This is a genomic window from Bacillus sp. Au-Bac7, from assembly GCF_021341655.1.
Taxonomy (GTDB): domain Bacteria; phylum Bacillota; class Bacilli; order Bacillales; family Cytobacillaceae; genus Niallia.
Genome location: NZ_JAJTTG010000009.1, coordinates 101112 through 123095 on the forward strand (window position 1 = coordinate 101112; position 21984 = coordinate 123095).

General features: G+C 40.6%; 19 protein-coding genes. 1 reads left to right on the forward strand and 18 read right to left on the reverse strand.

The window, feature by feature from the left end:
- Positions 1-43: 43 nt before the first annotated feature.
- From arfA to LXM54_RS20890, 7 genes are all read right to left on the reverse strand, one after another.
- Complete coding sequence (arfA, locus tag LXM54_RS20860; RefSeq protein WP_233317167.1) at positions 44-1552, reverse strand: arabinosylfuranosidase ArfA; 1509 nt, start codon at positions 1550-1552, stop codon at positions 44-46.
- 44 nt (positions 1553-1596) lie between these two features.
- Positions 1597-1869 carry a DUF6171 family protein gene (locus LXM54_RS20865; RefSeq protein WP_233317168.1) on the reverse strand — a complete coding sequence of 91 codons (273 nt, stop codon included), beginning with the start codon at positions 1867-1869 and terminating at the stop codon, positions 1597-1599.
- 4 nt (positions 1870-1873) lie between these two features.
- Positions 1874-3364, reverse strand: a complete 1491-nt coding sequence (locus LXM54_RS20870; RefSeq protein ID WP_233317169.1) for an alpha-N-arabinofuranosidase — start codon at positions 3362-3364, stop codon at positions 1874-1876.
- A gap of 186 nt (positions 3365-3550) precedes the next feature.
- Positions 3551-5044, reverse strand: a complete 1494-nt coding sequence (gene araA, locus LXM54_RS20875; RefSeq protein ID WP_233317170.1) for an L-arabinose isomerase — start codon at positions 5042-5044, stop codon at positions 3551-3553.
- Between the two features lie 20 nt (positions 5045-5064).
- Positions 5065-5790, reverse strand: a complete 726-nt coding sequence (araD, locus tag LXM54_RS20880; RefSeq protein ID WP_233317171.1) for an L-ribulose-5-phosphate 4-epimerase — start codon at positions 5788-5790, stop codon at positions 5065-5067.
- Positions 5774-7477, reverse strand: coding sequence for a ribulokinase (gene araB / locus LXM54_RS20885; RefSeq protein WP_233317172.1), 1704 nt, complete (start codon positions 7475-7477; stop codon positions 5774-5776). Before araB ends, araD begins: the two co-directional genes overlap by 17 nt.
- 263 nt (positions 7478-7740) lie before the next feature.
- Positions 7741-9975 (reverse strand): glycoside hydrolase family 127 protein, encoded by a 2235-nt coding sequence (locus LXM54_RS20890; RefSeq protein ID WP_233317173.1) that lies wholly within the window; start codon positions 9973-9975, stop codon positions 7741-7743.
- Positions 9976-10329: 354 nt separating this feature from the next.
- On the opposite strand from LXM54_RS20890, the gene LXM54_RS20895 reads away from it, so the two are divergent.
- On the forward strand, positions 10330-11439 hold the full coding sequence (locus LXM54_RS20895) for a GntR family transcriptional regulator (RefSeq protein WP_282581422.1): 1110 nt from the start codon (positions 10330-10332) through the stop codon (positions 11437-11439).
- Between the two features lie 38 nt (positions 11440-11477).
- On the opposite strand, the gene LXM54_RS20900 is transcribed toward LXM54_RS20895, so the two are convergent.
- From LXM54_RS20900 to LXM54_RS20950, 11 genes are all read right to left on the reverse strand, one after another.
- The gene (locus LXM54_RS20900; RefSeq protein WP_233317174.1) at positions 11478-12755 is read right to left on the reverse strand and encodes a glycoside hydrolase family 27 protein; all 1278 of its coding nucleotides are present in this window, start codon (positions 12753-12755) and stop codon (positions 11478-11480) included.
- A gap of 100 nt (positions 12756-12855) precedes the next feature.
- Complete coding sequence (locus tag LXM54_RS20905; RefSeq protein ID WP_233317175.1) at positions 12856-13737, reverse strand: helix-turn-helix transcriptional regulator; 882 nt, start codon at positions 13735-13737, stop codon at positions 12856-12858.
- A 214-nt stretch (positions 13738-13951) separates the two neighbouring features.
- A complete protein-coding gene (gene isdG, locus LXM54_RS20910; RefSeq protein WP_233317176.1) occupies positions 13952-14284 on the reverse strand; it encodes a heme oxygenase in 333 nt (110 codons plus the stop codon).
- 12 nt (positions 14285-14296) lie between these two features.
- The gene (locus LXM54_RS20915) at positions 14297-15070 is read right to left on the reverse strand and encodes an ABC transporter ATP-binding protein (protein WP_233317177.1); all 774 of its coding nucleotides are present in this window, start codon (positions 15068-15070) and stop codon (positions 14297-14299) included.
- Positions 15070-16068: a FecCD family ABC transporter permease gene (locus tag LXM54_RS20920; RefSeq protein ID WP_411410690.1), complete on the reverse strand. Its 999-nt coding sequence runs from the start codon at positions 16066-16068 to the stop codon at positions 15070-15072. Before LXM54_RS20920 ends, LXM54_RS20915 begins: the two co-directional genes overlap by 1 nt.
- Positions 16069-16070: 2 nt before the next feature.
- Positions 16071-17018, reverse strand: a complete 948-nt coding sequence (locus tag LXM54_RS20925; protein ID WP_233317178.1) for an ABC transporter substrate-binding protein — start codon at positions 17016-17018, stop codon at positions 16071-16073.
- Between the two features lie 8 nt (positions 17019-17026).
- Positions 17027-17779, reverse strand: coding sequence for a class B sortase (srtB, locus tag LXM54_RS20930; protein ID WP_233317179.1), 753 nt, complete (start codon positions 17777-17779; stop codon positions 17027-17029).
- A 16-nt stretch (positions 17780-17795) separates the two neighbouring features.
- Positions 17796-18566 (reverse strand): ABC transporter ATP-binding protein, encoded by a 771-nt coding sequence (locus LXM54_RS20935; RefSeq protein WP_233317180.1) that lies wholly within the window; start codon positions 18564-18566, stop codon positions 17796-17798.
- Entirely contained in the window at positions 18556-19539 is a 984-nt protein-coding gene (locus LXM54_RS20940) for a FecCD family ABC transporter permease (RefSeq protein ID WP_233317181.1), read from the reverse strand. The genes LXM54_RS20935 and LXM54_RS20940 overlap by 11 nt, the downstream gene beginning before the upstream one ends.
- A gap of 15 nt (positions 19540-19554) precedes the next feature.
- Entirely contained in the window at positions 19555-20436 is an 882-nt protein-coding gene (isdE, locus tag LXM54_RS20945) for a heme ABC transporter substrate-binding protein IsdE (protein WP_233317182.1), read from the reverse strand.
- Positions 20437-20504: 68 nt separating this feature from the next.
- The coding region (locus LXM54_RS20950; RefSeq protein ID WP_233317183.1) for an NEAT domain-containing protein at positions 20505-21984 on the reverse strand (1480 nt) is incomplete at its 5' end.

Genomic DNA, 21984 nt, shown 5'->3' on the forward strand with positions numbered 1-21984 from the left:
ATAATCTATCCCTTCCGCTAGCAGCTATTAGTTTAATAGCGCATTATCGTTTTTCTAACCTGATTACGTTCCAGGACAGCTTTGGCAAAACAGCTGTAATAATTCCGTCTTTATATTCGGCATTCCCATTTGTATGCGGCTCTACGCGCTGTTTTTCGGCACTGTTTTCCGCCTTGATATCATCGTTTTCTAAAACGATATGTTCGACAACTTGATACCCTTCAAAATTGCGAATATCACATTCAAGCAGGAGACCTTCTTCTAAATGACGATTCACAGCAAAGATAGTCAGCTGTTCCTGTTCTTCGTTATATACGGCTGTTGATTCTAAAAATGGGACATCTGTAAAGTCCTTACTGTCATATTTCGGGCTGGAGATAATTGGATTCAAGGATACTCCTCTTCCGTAAACAGATGTATGCATATACGGGTAGAAAATAGTCTGTTTCCATGCTGGCCCATTATCCTCTGTCATAATTGGCGCAATAACGTTTACAAGCTGTGCTAAACAAGCAATCTTCAATCTGTCTGCATGCTTTAACATCGTAATCAGCATACAGCCTACAAGCAGAGCATCTTCAAAGTTATAAACGTCTTCAAGCTGATGCGGCGCGATGCTCCAAGGCTCGATCAACTTGTCGTTTTCATTGCTGTGGTACCAGACATTCCACTCATCAAAGGACAGATTTATTTTCTTTTTGCTTCGTTTTTTTGCTTTTACATAGTCTGCAATCGAGATGACAGAGGAGATGAAGTCATCCATTTCGAGTGATAAAGCCAAATAATTGGCTACATCATTAGACTGATTTCCGTAATATTGGTGTAAGGAAATATAATCAACATGGTCATATGTATGGTCAAGCACTGTTGCTTCCCAATCTGCAAATGTTGGCATATTGCGATGAGAGCTGCCGCAGGCTACCAGCTCAATGGACGGATCGACCCATTTCATCACTTTGGCTGCTTCTTGAGCAATTCTTCCATACTCTGCTGCAGTCTTATGGCCGATTTGCCAAGGACCATCCATTTCATTTCCCAAGCACCATGTTTTAATATTGTATGGTTCCTTCACCCCGTGCGCAGCACGAAGATCACTGTAATAGGAACCTCCTGGATGGTTGCAATACTCAACAAGATTTCTGGCAGCATCAATTCCCCTTGTCCCAAGGTTGACTGCCATGTTTACATCTGCACCTACCAGTTTTGCCCATTTCATGAATTCATTTGTACCTACTTCATTTGTCTCTGTCGTTCTCCAAGCCAGATCCAATCTGCGCGGGCGGCTTTCAACAGGACCAACACCATCTTCCCAATTATAGCCGGACACAAAGTTACCGCCTGGATAGCGGACAAGGGGCACTTGAAGTTCTCTAACTAAATGGATAACGTCTTTCCTGAAACCGTTCTCATCCGCTTCCGGATGATTCGGTTCATAGACACCTCCATACACAGCCCTACCGAGATGTTCAATGAATGAGCCATAAATCCGATTGTCAATTTCTCCAACTTTAAAATCCTTTTCTAGAATCATCTTTGCTTTATTCGCTGTCATGTGCTTTACTTCCTTTCTTCTTGAAAGTTTTTTAAAGATAAGCTTTATACAACTTTAGACCATTTAGGGTTTCCGATATTCGGGCATGCTTTTCTTTTAAACTTTGCTCTATAGCGGACAATACATCCGCTATAGGCACAAGTCGTCCCGTATTGTAAAGAAGTGCAGTCTCGGCAAATGCTCAGCCTTTCTTGATAGACTGAATCAAGCACAAGCTTTTCCGGTGTTTCTGCTGCCTCTTTAAGCAGCTCCTCAATGACTTCCTCTGAAACTATTACACTCTCGACACAGCCCTTGCATGCATTCTTTTGCATCATGTTTTTAAGCTCCTGTTATAGCCAATGTCACTACAGACATCGGTGGAATATTCACAGACAGCTTGCTTCCGTTTACTAACACATCTGTAAATGCAGCTGGCTTAACTGTTTCTGGCGCATCAAATGTATTATGAGCATTCATTGCATCTGCTGTCAGGATTGTACCAGACACCTCTTTCGCCTCGGTCAGTCCGCGTAAATCCAATTCGAATGAGCTGCCGTTTACATGATCGATATTGCAGAAGCTCACATTAACCTGGCCAGCAGAATCCTTCGATGCAGTCACACTTACTTGCGGAAGGGATTCTCCGTTATGTTCATAACTGCCAATTTGCGCATCCACACTTAAAAGCTCAGCATCTTGATGGACTTTGTACATATCAAAAACATGATATGTCGGCGTAAGAATCATTTCTTCGCCTTCTGTCAAAATCATCGCTTGCAGCACGTTCACTGTTTGTGCGATATTCGTCATTTGGACACGGTCACAATGCTGATGGAAAATATTAAAATGCAGTGCTGCGACGAGTGCATCACGAATCGTATTTTGCTGATACAAGAAGCCTGGATTTGTTCCCGGCTCTACATCAAACCATGTGCCCCACTCATCAATAATCATGCCAACACGTTTATCAGGATCATATTTATCCATAATATTGCCATGCTTTGTAATGAGCTCATCCATATGAATGGCTTTCTTCATCGTAATGAACCACTCATCCTCAGGGAAGTCTAGTGCTGAGCCTTTACCAAGCCAAAAGTCTCCCGGAATTGTATAATAATGAAGGCTAAGCCCATCCATCAAGTGGCCGGCATTTTTCATGAGCACTTCTGTCCAGTTATAATCATCGACATTTGCTCCGCCTGCAATTTTATAAATTTTGTTATCTCCGTAGTTCCTGACATATGTTTGGTAACGGCGATAAAGATCCGCATAATATTCTGGTCTCATATTTCCGCCGCAGCCCCAGTTTTCATTGCCGACGCCAAAATAAGTCAGCTGCCATGGTTCATCTCTGCCGTTTTCGCGGCGCCAATTTGCCATTGGAGATTCTCCTTCGAATGTCATGTATTCTACCCATTCTGACATTTCTTGGACAGTGCCGCTGCCAACATTTCCACAGATATACGGTTCAGTCCCTAACAGCTCGCACAGAAGCATAAATTCATGTGTTCCGAAATGGTTGTTTTCAACGACGCCGCCCCAATGTGTATTAACCATTCGTTTGCGGTCTTCTCTTGGGCCGATTCCATCCTTCCAATGGTACTCATCTGCAAAACAGCCGCCTGGCCATCTTAAGACTGGAATATTAATTTTTTTTAGCGCTGCTAATACATCATTTCTTATTCCTTTTGTATTCGGTATTGGCGATTCCTCTCCAACCCATATTCCTTCATATATACATCTGCCTAAATGCTCTGCAAAATGACCGTAAATATTTTTATTAATTTTTCCTTTTTTTACGTCCGCGTTAATGATTACCGTATTCCCCATGCTATCTTCTCCTCCTTATTGATTCGCTTACAGAATATGTACTTCGTTAACATTCCCGCTAATCTTTATCGTTGTGATAAAAGAGCTGAAGTCAGAACCTCCATTGTTCTAAAAAAATCTAGAATTGTCATGGAAGTTCTGACTTATCATGCTGTTGTTTTGTTCCGTCTTAATAGATGAATTTTCTTATCCTTTCAAACGGTAATACACATCATTCCAGCGCAGCTCGTTTTCAAATGAAATAGAGTTTGTGTCATTGTTAATAACAACGAGTTCAATACCTACTAATTCTGCTAAGTCTCTAAGCTGTTCTGTTGATACAACATAAGAGAAGCATGTATGATGGGCTCCGCCTGCTTGAATCCAGTTTTCTACTGCTTGGCTTAATGATGGCTGCGTTTTCCATAACACTCTTGCCACTGGCAAATTCGGCATTTCCTCTTCTGGCTGAATCGCATCCACTTCGTTTACAAGCAGACGGAAACGGTGGCCAAGGTCAATGATAGAAGCATTTAATGCTAATCCTCCTCTTCCATCAAACACGATGCGGGCAGGATCTTCCTTGCCGCCAATACCTAGCGGGTGAACCTCGATTTTCGGTTTTGTTGCCGAAATTGTCGGACATACCTCCAGCATATGTGAGCCGAGAACCATTTCATTTTCTGGATCGAAATGATATGTGTAATCTTCCATAAAGGATGTTCCTTCATTGCCGGCAATTATTTTCATTAAGCGGACAAGCGCTGCTGTTTTCCAGTCTCCTTCACCTGCAAAGCCGTAGCCTTGTTCCATCAGTCTTTGCACAGCAAGACCAGGCAGCTGCTTCATACCATGCAAATCTTCGAATGTTGTTGTAAAAGCCGTATAATTTCCTTCTTCCAGGAATGCTTTCATACCTAATTCAATTTTTGCTTGTTCGCGGATGGAGTCTCTGATTGAGCCTTCCTCTAAACCTGCTGGTACGATATCGTATTTTTCTTCATACTCGGCCATCAAAGCGTCGAGGTCTGCATCCGTTACTTCATTCATCTTCGCTACAAGATCTCCGATGCCGTAGCCGTTCACTGTCCAGCCAAGCTTAATCTGCGCTTCAATTTTGTCGCCTTCAGTCACGGCAACCTGACGCATATTATCTCCGAATCTAGCAATCTTCAAAGCTTTGCTTTCAGAGAAAGCAACAGCAGTTCTCATCCAGCTGCCGATTCGTCCGCGGATTTCTTCATTTTCCCAGTGTCCGACAATAACCTTTCTGTTCAGTTGCAGTCTGCTTCCAATAAAACCATGCTCCCTGTCACCATGTGCTGATTGGTTAAGGTTCATGAAATCCATATCAATGGATTCCCATGGAATATCTCTGTTGTATTGTGTAGCAAAATGCAATAAAGGTTTTTGCAAGGCCGAAAGACCGGCAATCCACATTTTAGATGGAGAGAAAGTGTGCATCCATGTGATGATACCAGCACAGGATTCATTAGCATTTGCTTCTAAAGCAAGTCTTCTGATTGAATCAGCATCTTTCACAACCGCCTTAAATCTTAATTTATAGCTTAAAGAAGACGAGGAATCTAAACCGTTTACCATTGTCTTCGTATGCTCTTCCACTTGCTTTAATACATCTTCACCGTATAACAGCTGACTTCCCGTAACAAACCAGAATTCGTACTCTCTTGTATTTAACACATTAATTCCTCCTAGTTATTTTATTTGGATGTTTTTTGTTTTGTTTCTTCGCTTTTTTGTCCGTAATAGGCATTCGCACCATGTTTTCTTAAGTAATGCTTATCAAGCAAATACTGATCAATCCACTCTACATCTGGATTTAACTGCAATGTATGAAGGGCCATTTTAGCTACCTCCTCCAGGACGACAGCGTTATGGACCGCATTATCTGCATTCTTTCCCCAACAGAACGGGGCATGGCCTGTCACCAATATCCCTGGGAGTGCTTTCGGGTCAATGCCCTCTTTTCGAATTGTTTCAATGATGACATTGCCTGTCTCCAGCTCATAAGCTCGGTTGACCTCGTCTTCCGTCAGCTTTCTTGTACAAGGCACCTCACCATAGAAATAGTCCGCATGTGTTGTTCCTAATGCAGGAATTCTTCTGCCTGCCTGAGCCCAGCTTGTTGCCCAAGGCGAATGTGTATGTACAATCCCGCCGATTTCTGGAAATGCACGGTATAAAGCAAGATGTGTCGGTGTGTCAGAGGAAGGGTTTAAATTCCCCTCCACAATATTTCCATCCAAATCAGTGACAACGAGGTCTTCTGCTTTCAGCTGTGAATAAGGGATACCGCTTGGCTTAATGACTACAAGATTGCTTTCTCTGTCGATACCGCTTACATTCCCCCAAGTGAAAGTTACTAAATTATGCTGAGGCAGCGCCAGGTTAGCTTCTAATACTTCCTGCTTAAGCTTCTCTAACATAGTTTCCCTCCTTGCCCTCAAGTGCAGCTTCTTTTTTAATCTGCTTGAGTGTTTTCATCACATTATTTTCACCGCGACCAAAATAATCATATAGGCGGGAATATTCATCAAAAAGCTTCTCATAAACGTTGACATTGTTTTCAATAGGCTGATAGATATGGTCCTTAATTCTTCCCATATCTTGAGCCGCTTCATTAATATGGTCATAACCCCCGCGCTCCTTACCCGCTGCGACAGCACCAAACATTGCACTTCCAAGAGCTGGTGTTTGGGAGGATGCTGAAATTTTAATATCCATGTTCAATACATCTGAATAAATCTGCATCATAAGGGTATTCTTTTCCGCGATGCCTCCTGCTGCGTAAACCTCATTGACTGGCACCCCGCTATTACGGAATGTCTCCACAATCATCCTTGTGCCGTATGCAGTTGCTTCAATTAAGGCACGATAAATTTCTTCCGGCTTTGTTAAAAGAGTGGCACCAAGCAATACTCCTGTCAGGTCAACATCAACAAGTGTTGATCTGTTCCCGTTCCACCAGTCAAGAGCAAGCAGTCCGCTTTCCCCAACATTCAGCTTGCTGGCTTTTTCTGTCAACAGCTGATGGATGTTCAAGCCCTTTTCTTCCGCTTCCTTCTGGTAGCTTTCCGGTACGCAGTTTTCTGTGAACCATTCAAAATGGTCTCCAACGCAAGATTGGCCGGCTTCATATCCTAGAAAGCCTGGAATAACTCCATCTTCGACCACTCCGCACATTCCTGGTACAATTTCCTCTGTTTCACCAAGCAAGATGTGGCATGTTGATGTACCCATAATCATCAGCAGCTTACCTGCCTCTGTTATTCCTACTGCCGGCACAGCAACATGGGCGTCCACGTTTGCAACTGCAACTGCTGTCCCCGGTTTTAAGCCTGTTAATTTTGCAGCTTTTTCTGTGATTTCCCCTGCTTTAGAACCAATGGAATGAATATCTGTAGACAGCTTCTCTTCTACAACATTTTCCAAGCGTGGATCTAGCGCCTTAAAGAATTCTTTGCTTGGGTAGCCTTCTTGTTTGTGCCAGATTGCTTTATAGCCTGCAGTACAGCTGTTTCGCGCAATCTTTCCTGTCAATTCGGAAATAACCCAATCAGTTGCTTCTAGCACTTGATCTGCGGCATCATAAACATCTGGTGCTTCATTAAGAATTTGCCAGATTTTCGGGATTGCCCATTCAGACGAAATTTTTCCGCCATAGCGCTGTAAAAATGTTTCTCCCCGCTGTGCAGCAATTTCATTCAGACGGTTTGCCTCATCTTGAGCTGCATGGTGCTTCCATAATTTCACGTAGCTGTGAGGATTTTGCTTAAACTCTGGCAAGAAGCAGAGCGGAATGCCGTTCTTATCAATCGGCAGGACCGTACAAGCAGTGAAATCAATCCCAACCCCAATAACATCTTCATTTGAAACATTAGCTTTCTGTAAAACCTCTGGTATCGTAATCTGCAAAACTTCTAAATAATCAGCAGGATGCTGAAGGGCCCAGTCATGTTCCAGCTTCGTCTTTCCGTCAGGTAAATACTCGTCCATTACACCATGTGTATATTCCTTAACGGCAGTAGCTACCTCTCTGCCTGTTCCTACCTCTACAAGAACCGCCCTGCCTGATTGGGTTCCATAATCTACTCCTATTGAGTACTTTGCCATGTGTATTTCTCCTTCCTAGCTAAAGTATGCGTTTTCAAAATTGAGATATTTAAATGTATCTGTCTAGTTCTTCCTTTACTTCTTTAAAATCTTTATACGTACAAGAAGCCTGTTGTCTCTGTTCATCAACATTTCTCATTCATCCTTACAACCAGATAACTTTTATCAACTTGTACGTATAACTATAATGTAATTCTAACATCTATTGAAATTATTTCAATCTCTTTTTTGAAAATTTTTTATTTATTTTCAACTTGTATGATTTAGCCCTTAATTGTCCTTAGCTCAAAAACTTTCGGCACCCTTTTGTCTGGATGTGCCCGGAATGTAATGGAAATTCTGTCTGTTGCCACACTAGGAATCTCATATTTAACGTATACAAATTGACTCATTTCTTCCCATTCTATCTTTCCGTCGGCAAGCTTCCTGTCATCTGCTAACACATCAAATTCCTTCATGCTGTTCCATTCATTTTTTGTATAAGCTGCTATAAGACTATTATTTTCGTTTGGCAAGACTGTCAGATTAAATCTGAAATGCCCATTCGGCCATGTGTCGCGGTACTTCCGGTTAGACACAGTTCCAATTCCGACATGCTCTCCTTCAAACTGATGGTCGCGCTCTGGCTGCATTTCTCCAGGCTGAACGAAATCAAGCGTTTTTTCTTGCAGCGCTTGTTCCTTTTGAAGCGCTTCTTTATAAACTTTCTCCGCTTCCTGCCACTTATCTTTTGTAAACACATCCCAATAAACAGTCGCACTTCTGTCATGCAGAAGGTAAAACGGCAATAGCTTCACATCACGAGGATTGCCGATGCCATCCAGCCTGTATTCTGCATCAGCAGTAGCGACTATTGCATGAATTGGATCATCATCTGTCACAAGGACCGGTGTAAATAATAAATCCTTCGTAACCTGTGCGTCACTTATCTCCCCTAAATCTCCTGCAAGCACAATCGGCCCGTGTAAAAAAGCGACTCTGTCTGGATTATCCAGGATTGCTTCCTTGCGAAGTGTCATTGGTATATGAATATCCAGCACGTCTCCATCCTGCCAAACTCTTTCTATTTCAATAAGACTCGCAGGCTGATTATCATGCTGGTACTGTTCACCGTTTATTGAAATTTCCATTCCACTAACCGCCCAGTAAGGATATCTTAAATAGAGAGAAAAAGCCTTTTCCTCTTGGCAAGACAGTTCTATTCTAATTCTGCCATTCTGTGGATATTCTGTTTTTTGCTCGACAATAACCCCCATGTTATCCCAGTCAAGACGAGAAGGTATATATTGATTAACATACAGTTTATTTTCATCATGAAAATAAATGGCATTGCCATGGCTCGCATGGTTTTCCATCCCAGATCCTACACAGCATGTAAAGCTGTCAAACTTAGAGTTGTATTTTTTATGTCCGCCCATATCAAGTGACACAAAATAACAGACACTACCATCATGCGGATTTTGTGATGCAAGTATATGATTGTAAAGAGCTCTCTCATAGTAATCGCCTTCTTCAGCTGTAGGTTTCCACTTGAAAAGATGCTTTGTAAGCTTCAGCATATTGTATGAATTGCATGTTTCACACGTATTTTCACCGAGGCGGTCATTCAGTTTGCCAGCTTCGCCAAAATGCTCATTAAGTGAATTACCTCCAATTACATAGGAATGCTCATGAACGACAGTGTCCCAAAAGAACTCAGAAATTTCCTTGTACATTTCGTTGCCGGAGATTTCGTACTGCCGTGCCGCAGCGACCACTTTCGGTATTTGTGTGTTAGCATGCCTTCCAGCTAAAGCATCCCTTCTATCTGCTAATGGACTTAATACTTCTTTATGATAAAATCTTTCTGAAAGAGCAAAAAATCGGTCGTCACTAGTATGGACTGCCAAGTCAGCAAGAACCTCTGCCATTCCCCCGAATTCACATTTAAGCAGTTCATCCATCTGCTCTTCAGACAAACCCCTAACCATGTCCTCAAGCCAAAGTCCCAGCTTTATTTCCACTTGAAGCGCCTTTTCATTATCTGTGTAAATATACGCATCTCTTAAACCAGCAAACACTTTATGCATGGTGTATAAAGGCACCCATCCTCCATTTAAGTCAAAGCCTTGAGAATAGATTTTGCCTTCTTTTACTTCCTGAAAAATCTCTTTCCCTCTCGGTATGCCACAAATTAAACCTGTTCCGTCCGCTTGTTGGCAAAGCGCTAGTTCGTCAATTATATATGCTGTTCTTTCATTAAATCTGCTGTCACCTGTTGCAGCTGCCATCATAGAGCATGCAGAAATATAATGTCCAAGCGTATGGCCGGAAATTCCTTGTTCTTCCCAGCCCTTATAATGATCTGCTTTCGGCTCTAACCCTGCATATTGTCTGTATCTGGACAATAGCTTATCTGGTTTGAGCTGCAACAGATAATCTCTGTTTAATTCCATCGCATGTTTAAACGGGCCATCCGTAATTCTCACTTGCCTTAAATGAAAAGCTTCAACTGTCATTTTAGCTTCACTTCCCTATCTCTTATTTATAAGCAGTAACTGCAATTTAAGCATCCTTCTATGTAAGCGCATTCTATAATAAAAATTTTATGCTAGTTGTTCGTACATGTCAACTGAATTCCTTTTACATTTCTAGACATGTATTATTCTTTTTCGCTGAAATGGAGAACAACTTGCATACATTCACTTGTACGAAAACACCCTTTTTCCTATAAGCTGAAAGGTGTTTGCTCCAAGTGCATTAGGTAAAAAATTTAATGATAGTTTTTTTCGGTGTTTTTTGGTACGATATCTCTATATCTAATTTTGTACGTATAAGTTACAGATATGGAAACGCGAGAAAGTGGTGATAGTGTGGCACAACAAACAAAATACAACATGGTAAAAGAACAAATTACCGAATGGATTACAACAGGCAAAGTAAAACCAGGAGAAAAAATTCATTCTGAAAATGAACTTGTCAAAATGTTTGGCGTAAGCCGCCATACCATTCGCCAAGCAATTGGAGATTTGGTTCATGAAGGATGGCTGTACAGAGAACAAGGTGCCGGAACGTTCTGCTCCGACAGAAATACAAGTACAAATTCTGCTGGTCAAGCAGTGAAACGCACAAAGAATATCGGGGTAATTACCACTTATATTTCTGATTACATCTTCCCTTCTATTATCAAAGGCATTGAATCTTATCTATCGACAAAAGGCTACTCCTTAACCTTTGCATGTACGGATAATGATATTGAAAAAGAAAAGCAAAGCTTGCAGACTATGCTTGGTAGCAATATTGACGGCCTGATTGTTGAACCGACAAAAAGCAGTAATTTCAACCCTAATATCAGCTATTATTTGGAATTAGAGCAAAATAAGATTCCGTATTTAATGATTAATCAGTTCTACTCCCAGCTTGCCCCGCCTTATATAATCGTCAATGATGAAAAGGGTGGGTATATCGCTACAGAGCATTTAATTAAGCTTGGACATAAACGAATCATCGGCCTTTTTAAAACAGATGATTTGCAAGGTGTCAACCGGATGAAAGGTTTCATTCAAGCATACAAAGATCATTCCGTTCCTTTCTTTCAGGATATGATCATTAACTTTACAACAGAAGACCAAGACAAATCCTTGGAAACTTTGCAGGAAATTTTAAAAAGAGAAGACAGGCCGACTGCGATTGTTTGCTATAATGACCAGCTTGCGATTAAAGCAATCAGCATTTTGCGCACAATGGGCTTATCTATTCCTAATGACATTTCCATTCTAGGCTTTGACGATTCTTTTTTAACAGAAGCTTCAGAAGTCAAACTAACCTCTATTACCCATCCAAAAATGAAAATGGGTGAAGAGGCGGCCAAGTGGATTGTCGCTGCTGTTGAAAAGAAAAGCAAACCTGCCCCATCGATTGTCTATGAACCAGAAATAATCATCAGAGATTCAACTGCGGCAGTTCCTGTCGTAAAACAATAAGCAAAAAGGCTGAACGATTATGTTCAGCCTTTTTGCTATTATGTTATTTTATATAGTCTACTGCTGTGGGGTGCAAGAGTTACTTGGATTTTTTCTTTATTGGAAGTGGCTTCATTGCTCCAAACATCCTTCACTGTAGAAGAACTGTCCCCCCCTAATTCCTCTAAAGAAACCTCTATTTCACAATGTGCTTCACCAATATTGAATAGAGCAACATAAACAGCATCTTCAGGACCATTGGCAGTCCAGACAACTTTATTGTCTTCTCTAAACAAAAGTCTGCTGTGAGAACCTTTTTGGTTTAGTTCCAGCATATCTTTATTTGTAAGCAATGACAGTGTCCAGCTGTCATTATCCCGAAGCTCTCCGCCAAACATAAGCGGTGAACGGAAAATCGACCATAAAGTCATCATCGTAACCTGTTCATCTTTTGTAAATCTTGTCCAGCGGTCTGCTCCCCCTCCATCAACGGAGCGAATGCCAATATGCCCTAATGGCAGCATATCGCAGTCCGGCCAATAGCCTGGTCCCGAAAGACCGCTCCACTTCTCGCATCTATCAAACATATCGTACAAAAGCTCCCATTGGTCCCAATAATCATCTGTCATTCTCCACATATTCGCATTATCACGCAATGTGTCTGCAAACTCTAATGGAGCAGGTCCTGGCGAAAGGCTTAAAACCATGTCTCTGCCGCAATGATCAATCGCCTTTCTGATCAGCTCGATTTCATCCACATGTGTGTTGTAAAGCTTTGATGCAGCAATATCATCGACCTTTACATAATCGACTCCCCATTCAGCATACAGCTTAAACAGCGAATCATAATATGCTTGTGCCCCTTCCTTGCTCGCATCTATTCCGTACATATCAGTATTCCATGGACAGATAGAATTAGGATGAGCAATATCGCGGGCTGTATGAACAGAGTTTAAAATAGGCGTATTCTGATGAACAGCTTGCCTTGGTATCCCTCTCATAATATGAATGCCGAATTTTAAGCCAAGGCTATGTACATAATCCGAAAGCTCCTTAAAACCTTTTCCGTCGGCAGCGGAAGGAAACCGATTGACTGCAGGAATTAAGCGGGAAAACTCATCCATTTCCAGTTCAACAAATGGACGATACATAGAGGAGTTCGCACCAGGCTCATACCACTGGATATCTACAACAATATATTGCCATCCAGACTCCTTTAAATGCGTTGCCATATATTCAGCGTTTCCTCTAACTTCCTCTTCTGTTACAGAAGCGCCGTAACAATCCCAGCTGTTCCATCCTAGTGGAGGAGTCTGGGCAAAACGATGATGATTCATTACTATTCACATCCTTCGCGATTTATAAGTTAATCTTAAAGGAAACGCATACAGCACATCTACGATAACTTTTTGCTTATATATGTAATATATTGCTATGTTAATCTAATTTTAATTGATGTAAATAAGCATGTTCTGTCGCCAAACGAAATTCACCTGGCGAAATACCAATCCACTGATGAAATACTTTAATGAAATAACTGCCCGTCGAGTAGCCAAGCTCCTGAGCAATTGCCTCCATTGTCATATCCGTCTCTCTTAGAAGCCTGATTGCCTCTTCCATCCTAATCTTTGTTAAGTACTCAATAGGTGTGTATCCTGTTGTTTTTTTATATAGTCTTGTAAAGTAATACTTGGAAAGATTAACTTTATCCGCTATTTCCTCCAAGCTTTGCAAGCACTGGTAAGATGCCTCCATATAAGATGCAGCTTCTGCTACTGGCAGGGGCCATGACTGTTTTGCCTTTTTCGCAGATACTTGATGTCTGAACAGTTCCATAACAAACTCATAGACAATCGCAGAGGCCCGAAAGCCATCTGTTATGTGGTTTTTCGCAGCACTGGCAAAAATCCTTTTTAAGAAACGAATCGGCGAGCTGTCCTCTGACATAGAAAAAACAGAGCCAATATTAGACACGACCCTTTGCCATTCTGCTTCAATATTGGTAGGACGGAACATAATAAATAGAATCTCCCAATTCGAATTATTTTCCAGAAAAAAATAACGATGGTCGCTTGGTATCTCGACCATAAAGCCGGTTCCCTTTTCTAATTTATGGAGAGTTCCTTCTATTTCAATGTAACCACAGCCTTCGAGTGTATATTGGAACAAAAAAAGCGGACCATCTTTACGTGTTAATCCATTCCAATGATAAGCTTCCTTTGTAATACTTTGGTTTCCTACAGCAAACAGCTGATAAAATGATTGATTCAATGTGTCTAAAAACCGAAAACCATATACTTCCTGTTTATTATTTGACATGGTTGCTCCTCCAAAAAATGTAAGCGCTTAAATTTATGTGCAGGATAATTTCCTTTATTAGACTTATTGTCTATTATCATACAACATTACCTAATTTTCCACCACTTTTTTTAAAGCGTTTTCAATCCTTAGAGAAATGATTGCTTTTACTGCCAATGACAGATAGCTTAAAGACAAAAGAAAAAGGAGCCTTCACAGCTCCTCTTTTTCCTCATTAGTTGCCAGCAACCTCTTTAATAATCGGCTTCCGTTGCACTCTCACTTCATATTTTGTAGTTTTGTTTTCAATAATGAATTCAGGAACACCGCCTCTATGTGCGTGTGATTCTTTAAATTCCTCACTTCCTACCCAGCCTAAGAAGCCTTCTTTGTTTTCCCATCTAGTGACGATAGTAATTTCCTCATAATCTGTTGTCCCAGCAGTCAACAGTACTTCTAATCCGATAAATCCTGCTTTTTCTTCAATTTTTCCAGTTCTGTTAAATCTCTCGATAAATCCTTCTGCAAATCCTTCTTTAACCTTTACCGTGTTTGTTACAATATACATATTTTCTTCCTCCTAAATTTCGTAGTTTGGGATAATAATAGGATAATTATTTTCAAATTTTATTCTTGCATCAATTTCATACACGTCTTTTAGCAATTGAGCTGTTAAAATACTTTGCGGTTTTCCAGTTTGATAGACTGCGCCATCCTTCATAACAATCAAGTTATCACTGTAAGCCCCTGCGTATTGCAGCTCATGCAATACCATAATGATAGTAATCTGATACGTTTTATTTATTCTTGTTAAAAGTTTCATCAGCTCCAGCTGATGGGTAATATCTAAATAAGTAGTTGGTTCGTCAAGCAATAAAACCGGTGTTTTCTGGGCAAGCGCCATGGCAATCCTCGCTCGTTGCATTTCCCCGCCAGATAAATGTCCTACCATACGATCGGCCATTTTTTCTAACCCAGTTTCTTTTATTGCCCACGCAATAATCTCTTTATCTTCTGCTGAAGCAGTTCCGGCAAGCTTTTGAAATGGAACTCTCCCATAGGCAACTAATTCTTTCACCGTAATATTTGGCATTATTTCTTTTGCCTGCAGAAGCATGGCAATTTTCTTTGCATACTCTTTTCTTTTATATTTAAGAATGAGCTGATTGTCCAATGTCACATTGCCGCTGTCTGTTTTTAAGAGCCGTGCAAAAAGTTTTAATAGTGTCGATTTCCCTGAACCATTGGGACCAACAATTGCTGTCATTTTTCCCTGTGGAAATTCAAGGTTAATATCATGGAGACGAAATTTCCCTTGCGCAAACCTCAAATCCTCTGATTTTAACACTGTCATTACAATATCCTCCTTCGACGCAGCAAAATGATGAAGAAAGGACCACCTAGTGCTGCAAGCAAGATACCGACAGGCAATTCAATTGGATCAAACAAGCTTCGTGCTGCCGTATCCGCAATGACAACTAAGGCTGCTCCGCCAATAATGGAAAAAGGCAGCAAAAACCGATAATCTTCTCCGATAAGAAGGCGTATGATGTGGGGAACCACCAATCCAACAAACCCAATCAAACCGGCAACACTGACGGCAATCCCTGCTAAAAAAGAGGCGAGCAGAATAATCAGCATGCGAATTAACTCTACATTTTGTCCTAATAATTTCGCTGCATCATCTCCTAAAATCAATATATTAACAGGTTTAATGGCGAGCAAGCTGACAAGCAGCATAATGATTGTATACGGCAAGATGATATCAACATGATACCAGCTTCGCCCGTTTAACCCTCCCGACAGCCAACCAATTACAGATTGGACTCTGTCGCTGTACAAGACCATTACTCCATTCATAATTGCTCCAAGCACTGCATTCATTGCCACACCTGCCAGTATAATCTTTACCGGTGATGCGCCTTTATCCCAAGCAAACATATAAATCAAAACGGTTGTTAAAAAGGCCCCGATAAATGCAATAAACGGCAATAAATAGCTGTACTGTGGAAATATAACCATTGTGATGATAGCGAACAAGCCACCGCCAGACGAAACTCCGATAATACCTGGATCTGCCAGCGGGTTTCTCATTACCCCTTGCAGCAATGCTCCTGATGCAGCTAGACATGCTCCAACACATAAGCCGACAATAACTCTCGGAAGACGGAGATTGTATACAATTTTTTCATACACACCTTCTCCACCTGATGCGAGCACACTCCATAACTCCTTAAAGGACACAGAAACTGCGCCAAATGATAAGCCTGCATATATGGCAATAAGCAGCAATAATAGGAGACTCACAAGGACTGCCATTCGTTTTTTCTTTCTTTCTACATATTCCAACATGCTCACTCCAAATGATTTAACAATTCAACCAAGTATTGAACAGCGTCAACTGCTCTTGTACCTGGATTTGTGCCAAATAAATCGGCAGGCAAGATTTCTACTCTGTCATTTTTAACAGCATCTAATGTATTCCAAGCAGCATTTTGTTTCATTTCTTTTAGAAAGCCTTGTTTAATTTCCTCTGCATCACCATGTGTAATTAAGAGAACGGCATCCGGGTTTGCTTCCACAACTCTTTCTGTATTTATTTGTGCATATTGCGGGAATTTTTCTAAGGCAGGATAATCACTTGCTACATTTATCCCTCCTGCCGCTGCTAAGAAATCACCGCTTAATGAATTTGGCAATGCTGCCATATACGTGCCTGGTGCACCATAAACAAGAAGCACACGTTTTTCCGAATTTTTTAAAGCGGAACTAGCAGCCTTTAAGTCTGCATCCAATTCCTTTATCAACTGATCAGCTTTATCTGTACTTTGCAGCATTTCTCCATAAAGAGTAATCTGCTTTTTAATATCTTGAATAGAGTTTGCTTCTGTCAAAACTGCTTTCGTACCTAGCCCTTCAATTGTCGGCACATCCTCCTGATTAAAGCCAACATTTGCTAACACAACATCCGGCTGAAGCAGTGCGATTTTTTCATAGTTAACTTCATGTGTTGTTCCAATTTGCTCAGCGTCCTTTGCGATTTCAAGCTTGCTTTCGTCTGAAAGTGTTGGTTTCCCAACTACTTCTACTCCAAATGCATTCATTAAATCAACATCTCCACTGCCCAAAGCCGCTACCTTTTCCGGTGCTTCCGTAAATGTTACAGTACGGTCTGCAAAATCAGTAACAGCTATAGAATCAGCACTCGACTCTGCTGTTTCTCCGCCTGTTTTTCCACATGCTGCAAGCAGGAAACCTATACTCAATATAGACATATACTTTCCTATTTTTTTGTTAAGCAAGATTTGTATCAACTCCTTTTCACCAGCTTGGCATGAACAACCAGCCTTCCTTCCAGTGAATCAATCGCATAATCACATGTTGATAATGTAACAATTCGATCTTCCGGACTAAACTCCATTTCTGTATCATACAAAGATTTCTCCTGCAATAAATCAACAAAATCAAGATATTCACTGTCTGCAGAAAAATCTGTTTCAATATAATAGAAATCCGTTGTAGTTTGATAAACAGAAAAGACTTCCAGTTCATAGCCTTCATATAAAGAATCTAAGTGAATTTTTTTATGTTTTTCAAAAAAGGACTCATTTAAATATTTCTTTAAACCGCTGAACATCGTACCATCCTTCATTCTATGTCCGTAAATTATGGTATTTTTATTGTTTTCAAGCTTTTTATCATTTCGGTAATCCAAAAAGATACTGCCAGCACGTGTTTCTTCTTTTTTATAATTTCGGGTCAGATAAAATTCATTATCAGAGGAATGTAGGATAGGATAATTTATTTTTGTATCATCAACTGTTATCCAGCCGACCATATCTTCATTAATTTCCAGCAATGGATCAAATGAGGAGCGGATGGATGTTGGCTGTAAGCTTTCGTCCGACGTTTGATTAGGTTTATAGATTTCCTGCACCGTTTCCAGCACTTTTCTGTTTGTGTAGTAATCATATAAAGGAGGAACTAGTTTATAGACTGAGTAAACAAAGACTAGAACGGCCATGATGGTAATTATTCGTTGGATTATCAGCTTTGCACTCATTGTTTCCCTTCCTTTCTCAAATGCTCAACGGAACGATATATAAACCTGTTTCGTCATCCTCATTAACGACTATATGAACATCATAAATTTCTTTTATTTTTTCCTGTGTAATCACTTGTTCCGGACGCCCATAAGCTTTTATTGCCCCATCCTTCATAACGATGACCAAATCGGAGTATCGGAGCGCCTGGTTCATATCATGGAGAACCATAACGATTGTAATGCCGTGAACAGTATTTAATTCTTTAATTAATGACAGTAATTCTAGTTGATGATAGATATCCAAATAGGTTGTTGGTTCATCTAAAAATAATATCTCTGTTTTTTGTGCAAGTGCCAGCGCTATCCAGACACGCTGTCTTTGCCCTCCGGATAATGCACTCACAGGTGTATCCTTGAAGTCTTGCAGTTTGGTGCATGCAAGTGCCCACTCTATTGCATCTGTATCTTCCTCATTGTCCTGTTTCCAAATCTTTTTATAAGGTATTCTCCCAAACTGTATTAGCTCTTGGACTGTCATATCCTCTGAGATGTGGTTTGTTTGGTTAACCATCGCAATTTTTCGGGCAAAATCCTTCGCTTTATAGGAATGTATATCCTTACCATCCAAGGTGATGGCACCAGCAGTTTGTTTTTGACCTCTTGCTAAAAGTGATAACAAGGTTGATTTTCCGCAGCCATTTGGACCAATGATTGTCGTTATTTTATGCTTTTCTATCCTTCCTTCTAATTCCTCCATAAAGGCTCTTCCTTGGTCATAGGAGAAAGACAGGCCTTTAAACTCCATTTAATTTATCCCCTTTCCTCAGCAAAAAGATCAAAAATGGACCGCCTATTACTGCCATGATTGTCGAGGCAGGAATTTCTAGGGGAGCAATCAAAAGTCTTCCAAACGTATCGGCAGTTAATATCAGAAAAGCTCCTGCCAATGCCGAAAAAGGAATAAGAATATGATGATTTGTCCCGACTAGCTGTCTTGATATATGGGGAATAATCAATCCGGCAAAGATAATAATACCTGCGATAGATGTTGCCACAGATGCGAGAAATACAGCAATCACAGAAATAATAATCCGGACAAGCTGAATATTAACTCCTAATTGGACAACCTTCTTATCTTGTAATTTCAGCAGGTTACACCATGGGCTTACTAGTAACGCGAGCAGGATACCTATTAATCCAAGGGGGACAATTAACTCAACATCTTCCCAAGTTTTCATTGTTAAATTTGATGCGTTCGATGCTCCAACAGTGATATTAAAATAGGCGCAAATATTAATGAGAGCTTCTCTCAACCCTGTGAACATAGCACTCACTGCGATACCTGTCAGAATAACCCTTAAAGGCTTCAATCCAGATTTCCAGGAAAGCAGATAAATAATAAAGCAAGATACCGCTCCTCCTAAAAAGGCAAATAGGGTGCTGCTGATGAACAGCGTTGGCAAAAATAACAATCCAAATAACGTAAAAAAGCTTGCACCGGCTGAAATCCCCATAATTCCTGCATCTGCCAGTGGATTCCTCATGACAGATTGAAAAAGAACACCGGAAACTGCCAAAATCGCTCCTGTAAGGAGGGCGACGATAATTCTCGGAAACCGGAGATCGACAATGACATTAACTTCTTCGTTGTTACCGTGCAGAACTCCATTTACCAATGTCATTAAACTAACGGAGATGCTCCCCTTTGCAGCAGAGTAAACAGTTATTCCAATCAGCGCCATAATTACGATAATAAAACTGATAATTTTCTTATTCATGTATCTCTTCCTTTGCTACTCATACATCATTTCCAATAGCTGGTCTAATGCCTGCGTGATGTTTAAATTAGCAGTTGTAGCGAATAACGGCTCTTCCAAGTCGTACACTCTTCCATTTTTCACTGCATTAAAATGTTTCCAAATATCATTTTCCGCAAATTCCTTGTCAAATTCTTTGGCAACTTGATCTGGCACCCCATGTGATAAGCGTAAAATTATATCTGGGTTGGTTTGCTGTAGAAACTCCGTATTTGCAGATATGTATTCTGCGGCCTGATCTTCAACGGCATTCTTCCCGCCCATTACTTCCACTAAATTGCCGACATAAGAATTTTCTGTGGCCACAAGATAACTGGCACCAGGCACACCAAGCAATATCAACACAACTGGCTGCTCCTTATCCTTTGTCTGCTCCTCCATTTCTGCAACCTTTGATTGAATCGAGTCAACAAGCTTCTTTGCATTATCGGTTTTTTCATATTTTTCGCCAAGCTCTGTGATAGACTGAATCATATTATCGACACTTTCCAAATTCACAAAAGAGGCCGGAATATTCATGCTCTCAAACTTTTCGCTCAAGTCATATTCCAAAGTTGTTACAGACAGAACTTCTGAAGGGTTAAGAGATTTAATGATTTCCATATCAGGACTCATCGGATTGCCAACCTCCGTTACATCCTTGTACCTTTCAGGCAGAGTATATTGTGTTGTCGGCACTCCTGCTAAATCTACTTCCAGCTTATCCATGATTTCAGCAACTGCTAATGTAGTGGCAACAACTGTTTCTTCCGGTTGTTTTTCTGCCGGCTTATTGCTGGACACATCACTACTGTTATTAGAGCAGCTTGCAAGCAGAAGACATATGCATACAAATAAACATGTCTTAACGTATTTCATATTTCTCCTCCCTGAGTTAAAGCAAATACAGTTTCCGCGAGATTGATTGCTCAATCTCGCAGAATATCTTAAAATGAGCGTTTGCGATATTTTCTTACCAACACGGCAAGGGAAATAAGCAGTAATGATAGATATAATGCTATTTGTGCTGTATCTCCAGTTTTTGCATTGATAACTTTATTGGTAGTTTCTGCTGTTTTTGTTTCATCAGCTGTTGTGTCACCATCTCGGTTAAATTCAAGATTTTCACCATTGTCTGTAGTACCATCTTCTGCATTAGTGTCTTCGTGATTAATCTGGTCAAAATCATTGTCAATTCCTTCGACCGGAAGATCTGACACATCAAATAAGAAGCGGATTTCATACCAGTGATCATAATTCAACTCAGGAATTACAACATGAATATTACCAACAGTCGGATTAGCTAAATCTGCAACAGGGAATTCTACTACTGTGGAATTGCCAGATTTGCTGATTACCGTTACAGCTTTAGATCCTACAAGGAATTCAGTGATAAATTCTGTGTTAACTGTCAGTCTAGCAACTACTTTGCCGTCCTTCACAATTAGTTTTCCTGGCTTAACGAAATAAGAATCTGCCATTGATTTTTCATTATTACTTGCATGTAATACAGAATAATCAACCGTATATTCTCCATCCTTTAAGACAGTATTTTCGCCTTTATCACCTTTGCCATCTTCTTTATCTTCATCTACATTGCCTGGATTTTCTTCAGGCTTTTCTTCATTTCCATTGCCATTTCCTTCTTCGTTCCCGCCTGTACCGTTTCCATTATCTCCGGATTTTGTTGGCAGTTTGCTAGTATCATAGTCAAAGCGAACGGTATACCAATGATCGTAGCCAATTGCCGGAACTTCAACATGAATTTCTGCACTAGTTAGTCCAGTCAAATCAGCAACAGCAAATTGCACAACTGTTTTCCCAGCACTTTGGCTAATAATTTCAGCTTCTTTACCGTTAATCTTAAACTCTGTAATATAGTCATTGAATTCTACTTGAACAGTTGCATTACCATTTTTTAATGTCACTTTACCAGGCTTTGTGAAATATTGATCTGCCATTGATTTTTCATTTTGCAATGCATGTAAAATGCTGTAATCTAATTGATACTCACCATCTACAAATTGACTGTTTTCTCCTTCACCTTCACCTGGTGTTGTGCCTGGGTTTTCTCCTTCACCTTCACCTGGTGTTGTGCCTGGATTTTCTCCTTCGCCCTCACCTGGTGTTGTGCCTGGATTTTCTCCTTCGCCTTCACCTGGTGTTGTGCCTGGATTTTCTCCTTCGCCTTCACCTGGCGTTGTGCCTGGATTTTCTCCTTCGCCTTCACCTGGTATTGTGCCTGGATTTTCTCCTTCATCATCAACAGAAATGGAGCTTTCATCAAATACCATTCTGACTACATGACTCATTCCATAAGACATGGCTAATTGGATATTGGTTTCTCCGCTTAAATCCTGAACTTCAAAACGAAGCACTTTTGTATTGGCTGCAGCGTCTTGTGAAATGACGTCAGCATCCACATAC

Coding starts and splice junctions, on each gene's coding strand:
- arfA (WP_233317167.1), bottom strand. CDS start 1,552: ATGACAGCGAATAAAGCAAAGATGATTCTAGAAAAGGATTTTAAAGTT.
- LXM54_RS20865 (WP_233317168.1), bottom strand. CDS start 1,869: ATGATGCAAAAGAATGCATGCAAGGGCTGTGTCGAGAGTGTAATAGTT.
- LXM54_RS20870 (WP_233317169.1), bottom strand. CDS start 3,364: ATGGGGAATACGGTAATCATTAACGCGGACGTAAAAAAAGGAAAAATT.
- araD (WP_233317171.1), bottom strand. CDS start 5,790: ATGTTAGAGAAGCTTAAGCAGGAAGTATTAGAAGCTAACCTGGCGCTG.
- araB (WP_233317172.1), bottom strand. CDS start 7,477: ATGGCAAAGTACTCAATAGGAGTAGATTATGGAACCCAATCAGGCAGG.
- LXM54_RS20890 (WP_233317173.1), bottom strand. CDS start 9,975: ATGACAGTTGAAGCTTTTCATTTAAGGCAAGTGAGAATTACGGATGGC.
- LXM54_RS20900 (WP_233317174.1), bottom strand. CDS start 12,755: ATGAATCATCATCGTTTTGCCCAGACTCCTCCACTAGGATGGAACAGC.
- LXM54_RS20905 (WP_233317175.1), bottom strand. CDS start 13,737: ATGTCAAATAATAAACAGGAAGTATATGGTTTTCGGTTTTTAGACACA.
- isdG (WP_233317176.1), bottom strand. CDS start 14,284: ATGTATATTGTAACAAACACGGTAAAGGTTAAAGAAGGATTTGCAGAA.
- LXM54_RS20915 (WP_233317177.1), bottom strand. CDS start 15,070: ATGACAGTGTTAAAATCAGAGGATTTGAGGTTTGCGCAAGGGAAATTT.
- LXM54_RS20920 (WP_411410690.1), bottom strand. CDS start 16,068: ATGTTGGAATATGTAGAAAGAAAGAAAAAACGAATGGCAGTCCTTGTG.
- srtB (WP_233317179.1), bottom strand. CDS start 17,779: ATGAGTGCAAAGCTGATAATCCAACGAATAATTACCATCATGGCCGTT.
- LXM54_RS20935 (WP_233317180.1), bottom strand. CDS start 18,566: ATGGAGTTTAAAGGCCTGTCTTTCTCCTATGACCAAGGAAGAGCCTTT.
- LXM54_RS20940 (WP_233317181.1), bottom strand. CDS start 19,539: ATGAATAAGAAAATTATCAGTTTTATTATCGTAATTATGGCGCTGATT.
- isdE (WP_233317182.1), bottom strand. CDS start 20,436: ATGAAATACGTTAAGACATGTTTATTTGTATGCATATGTCTTCTGCTT.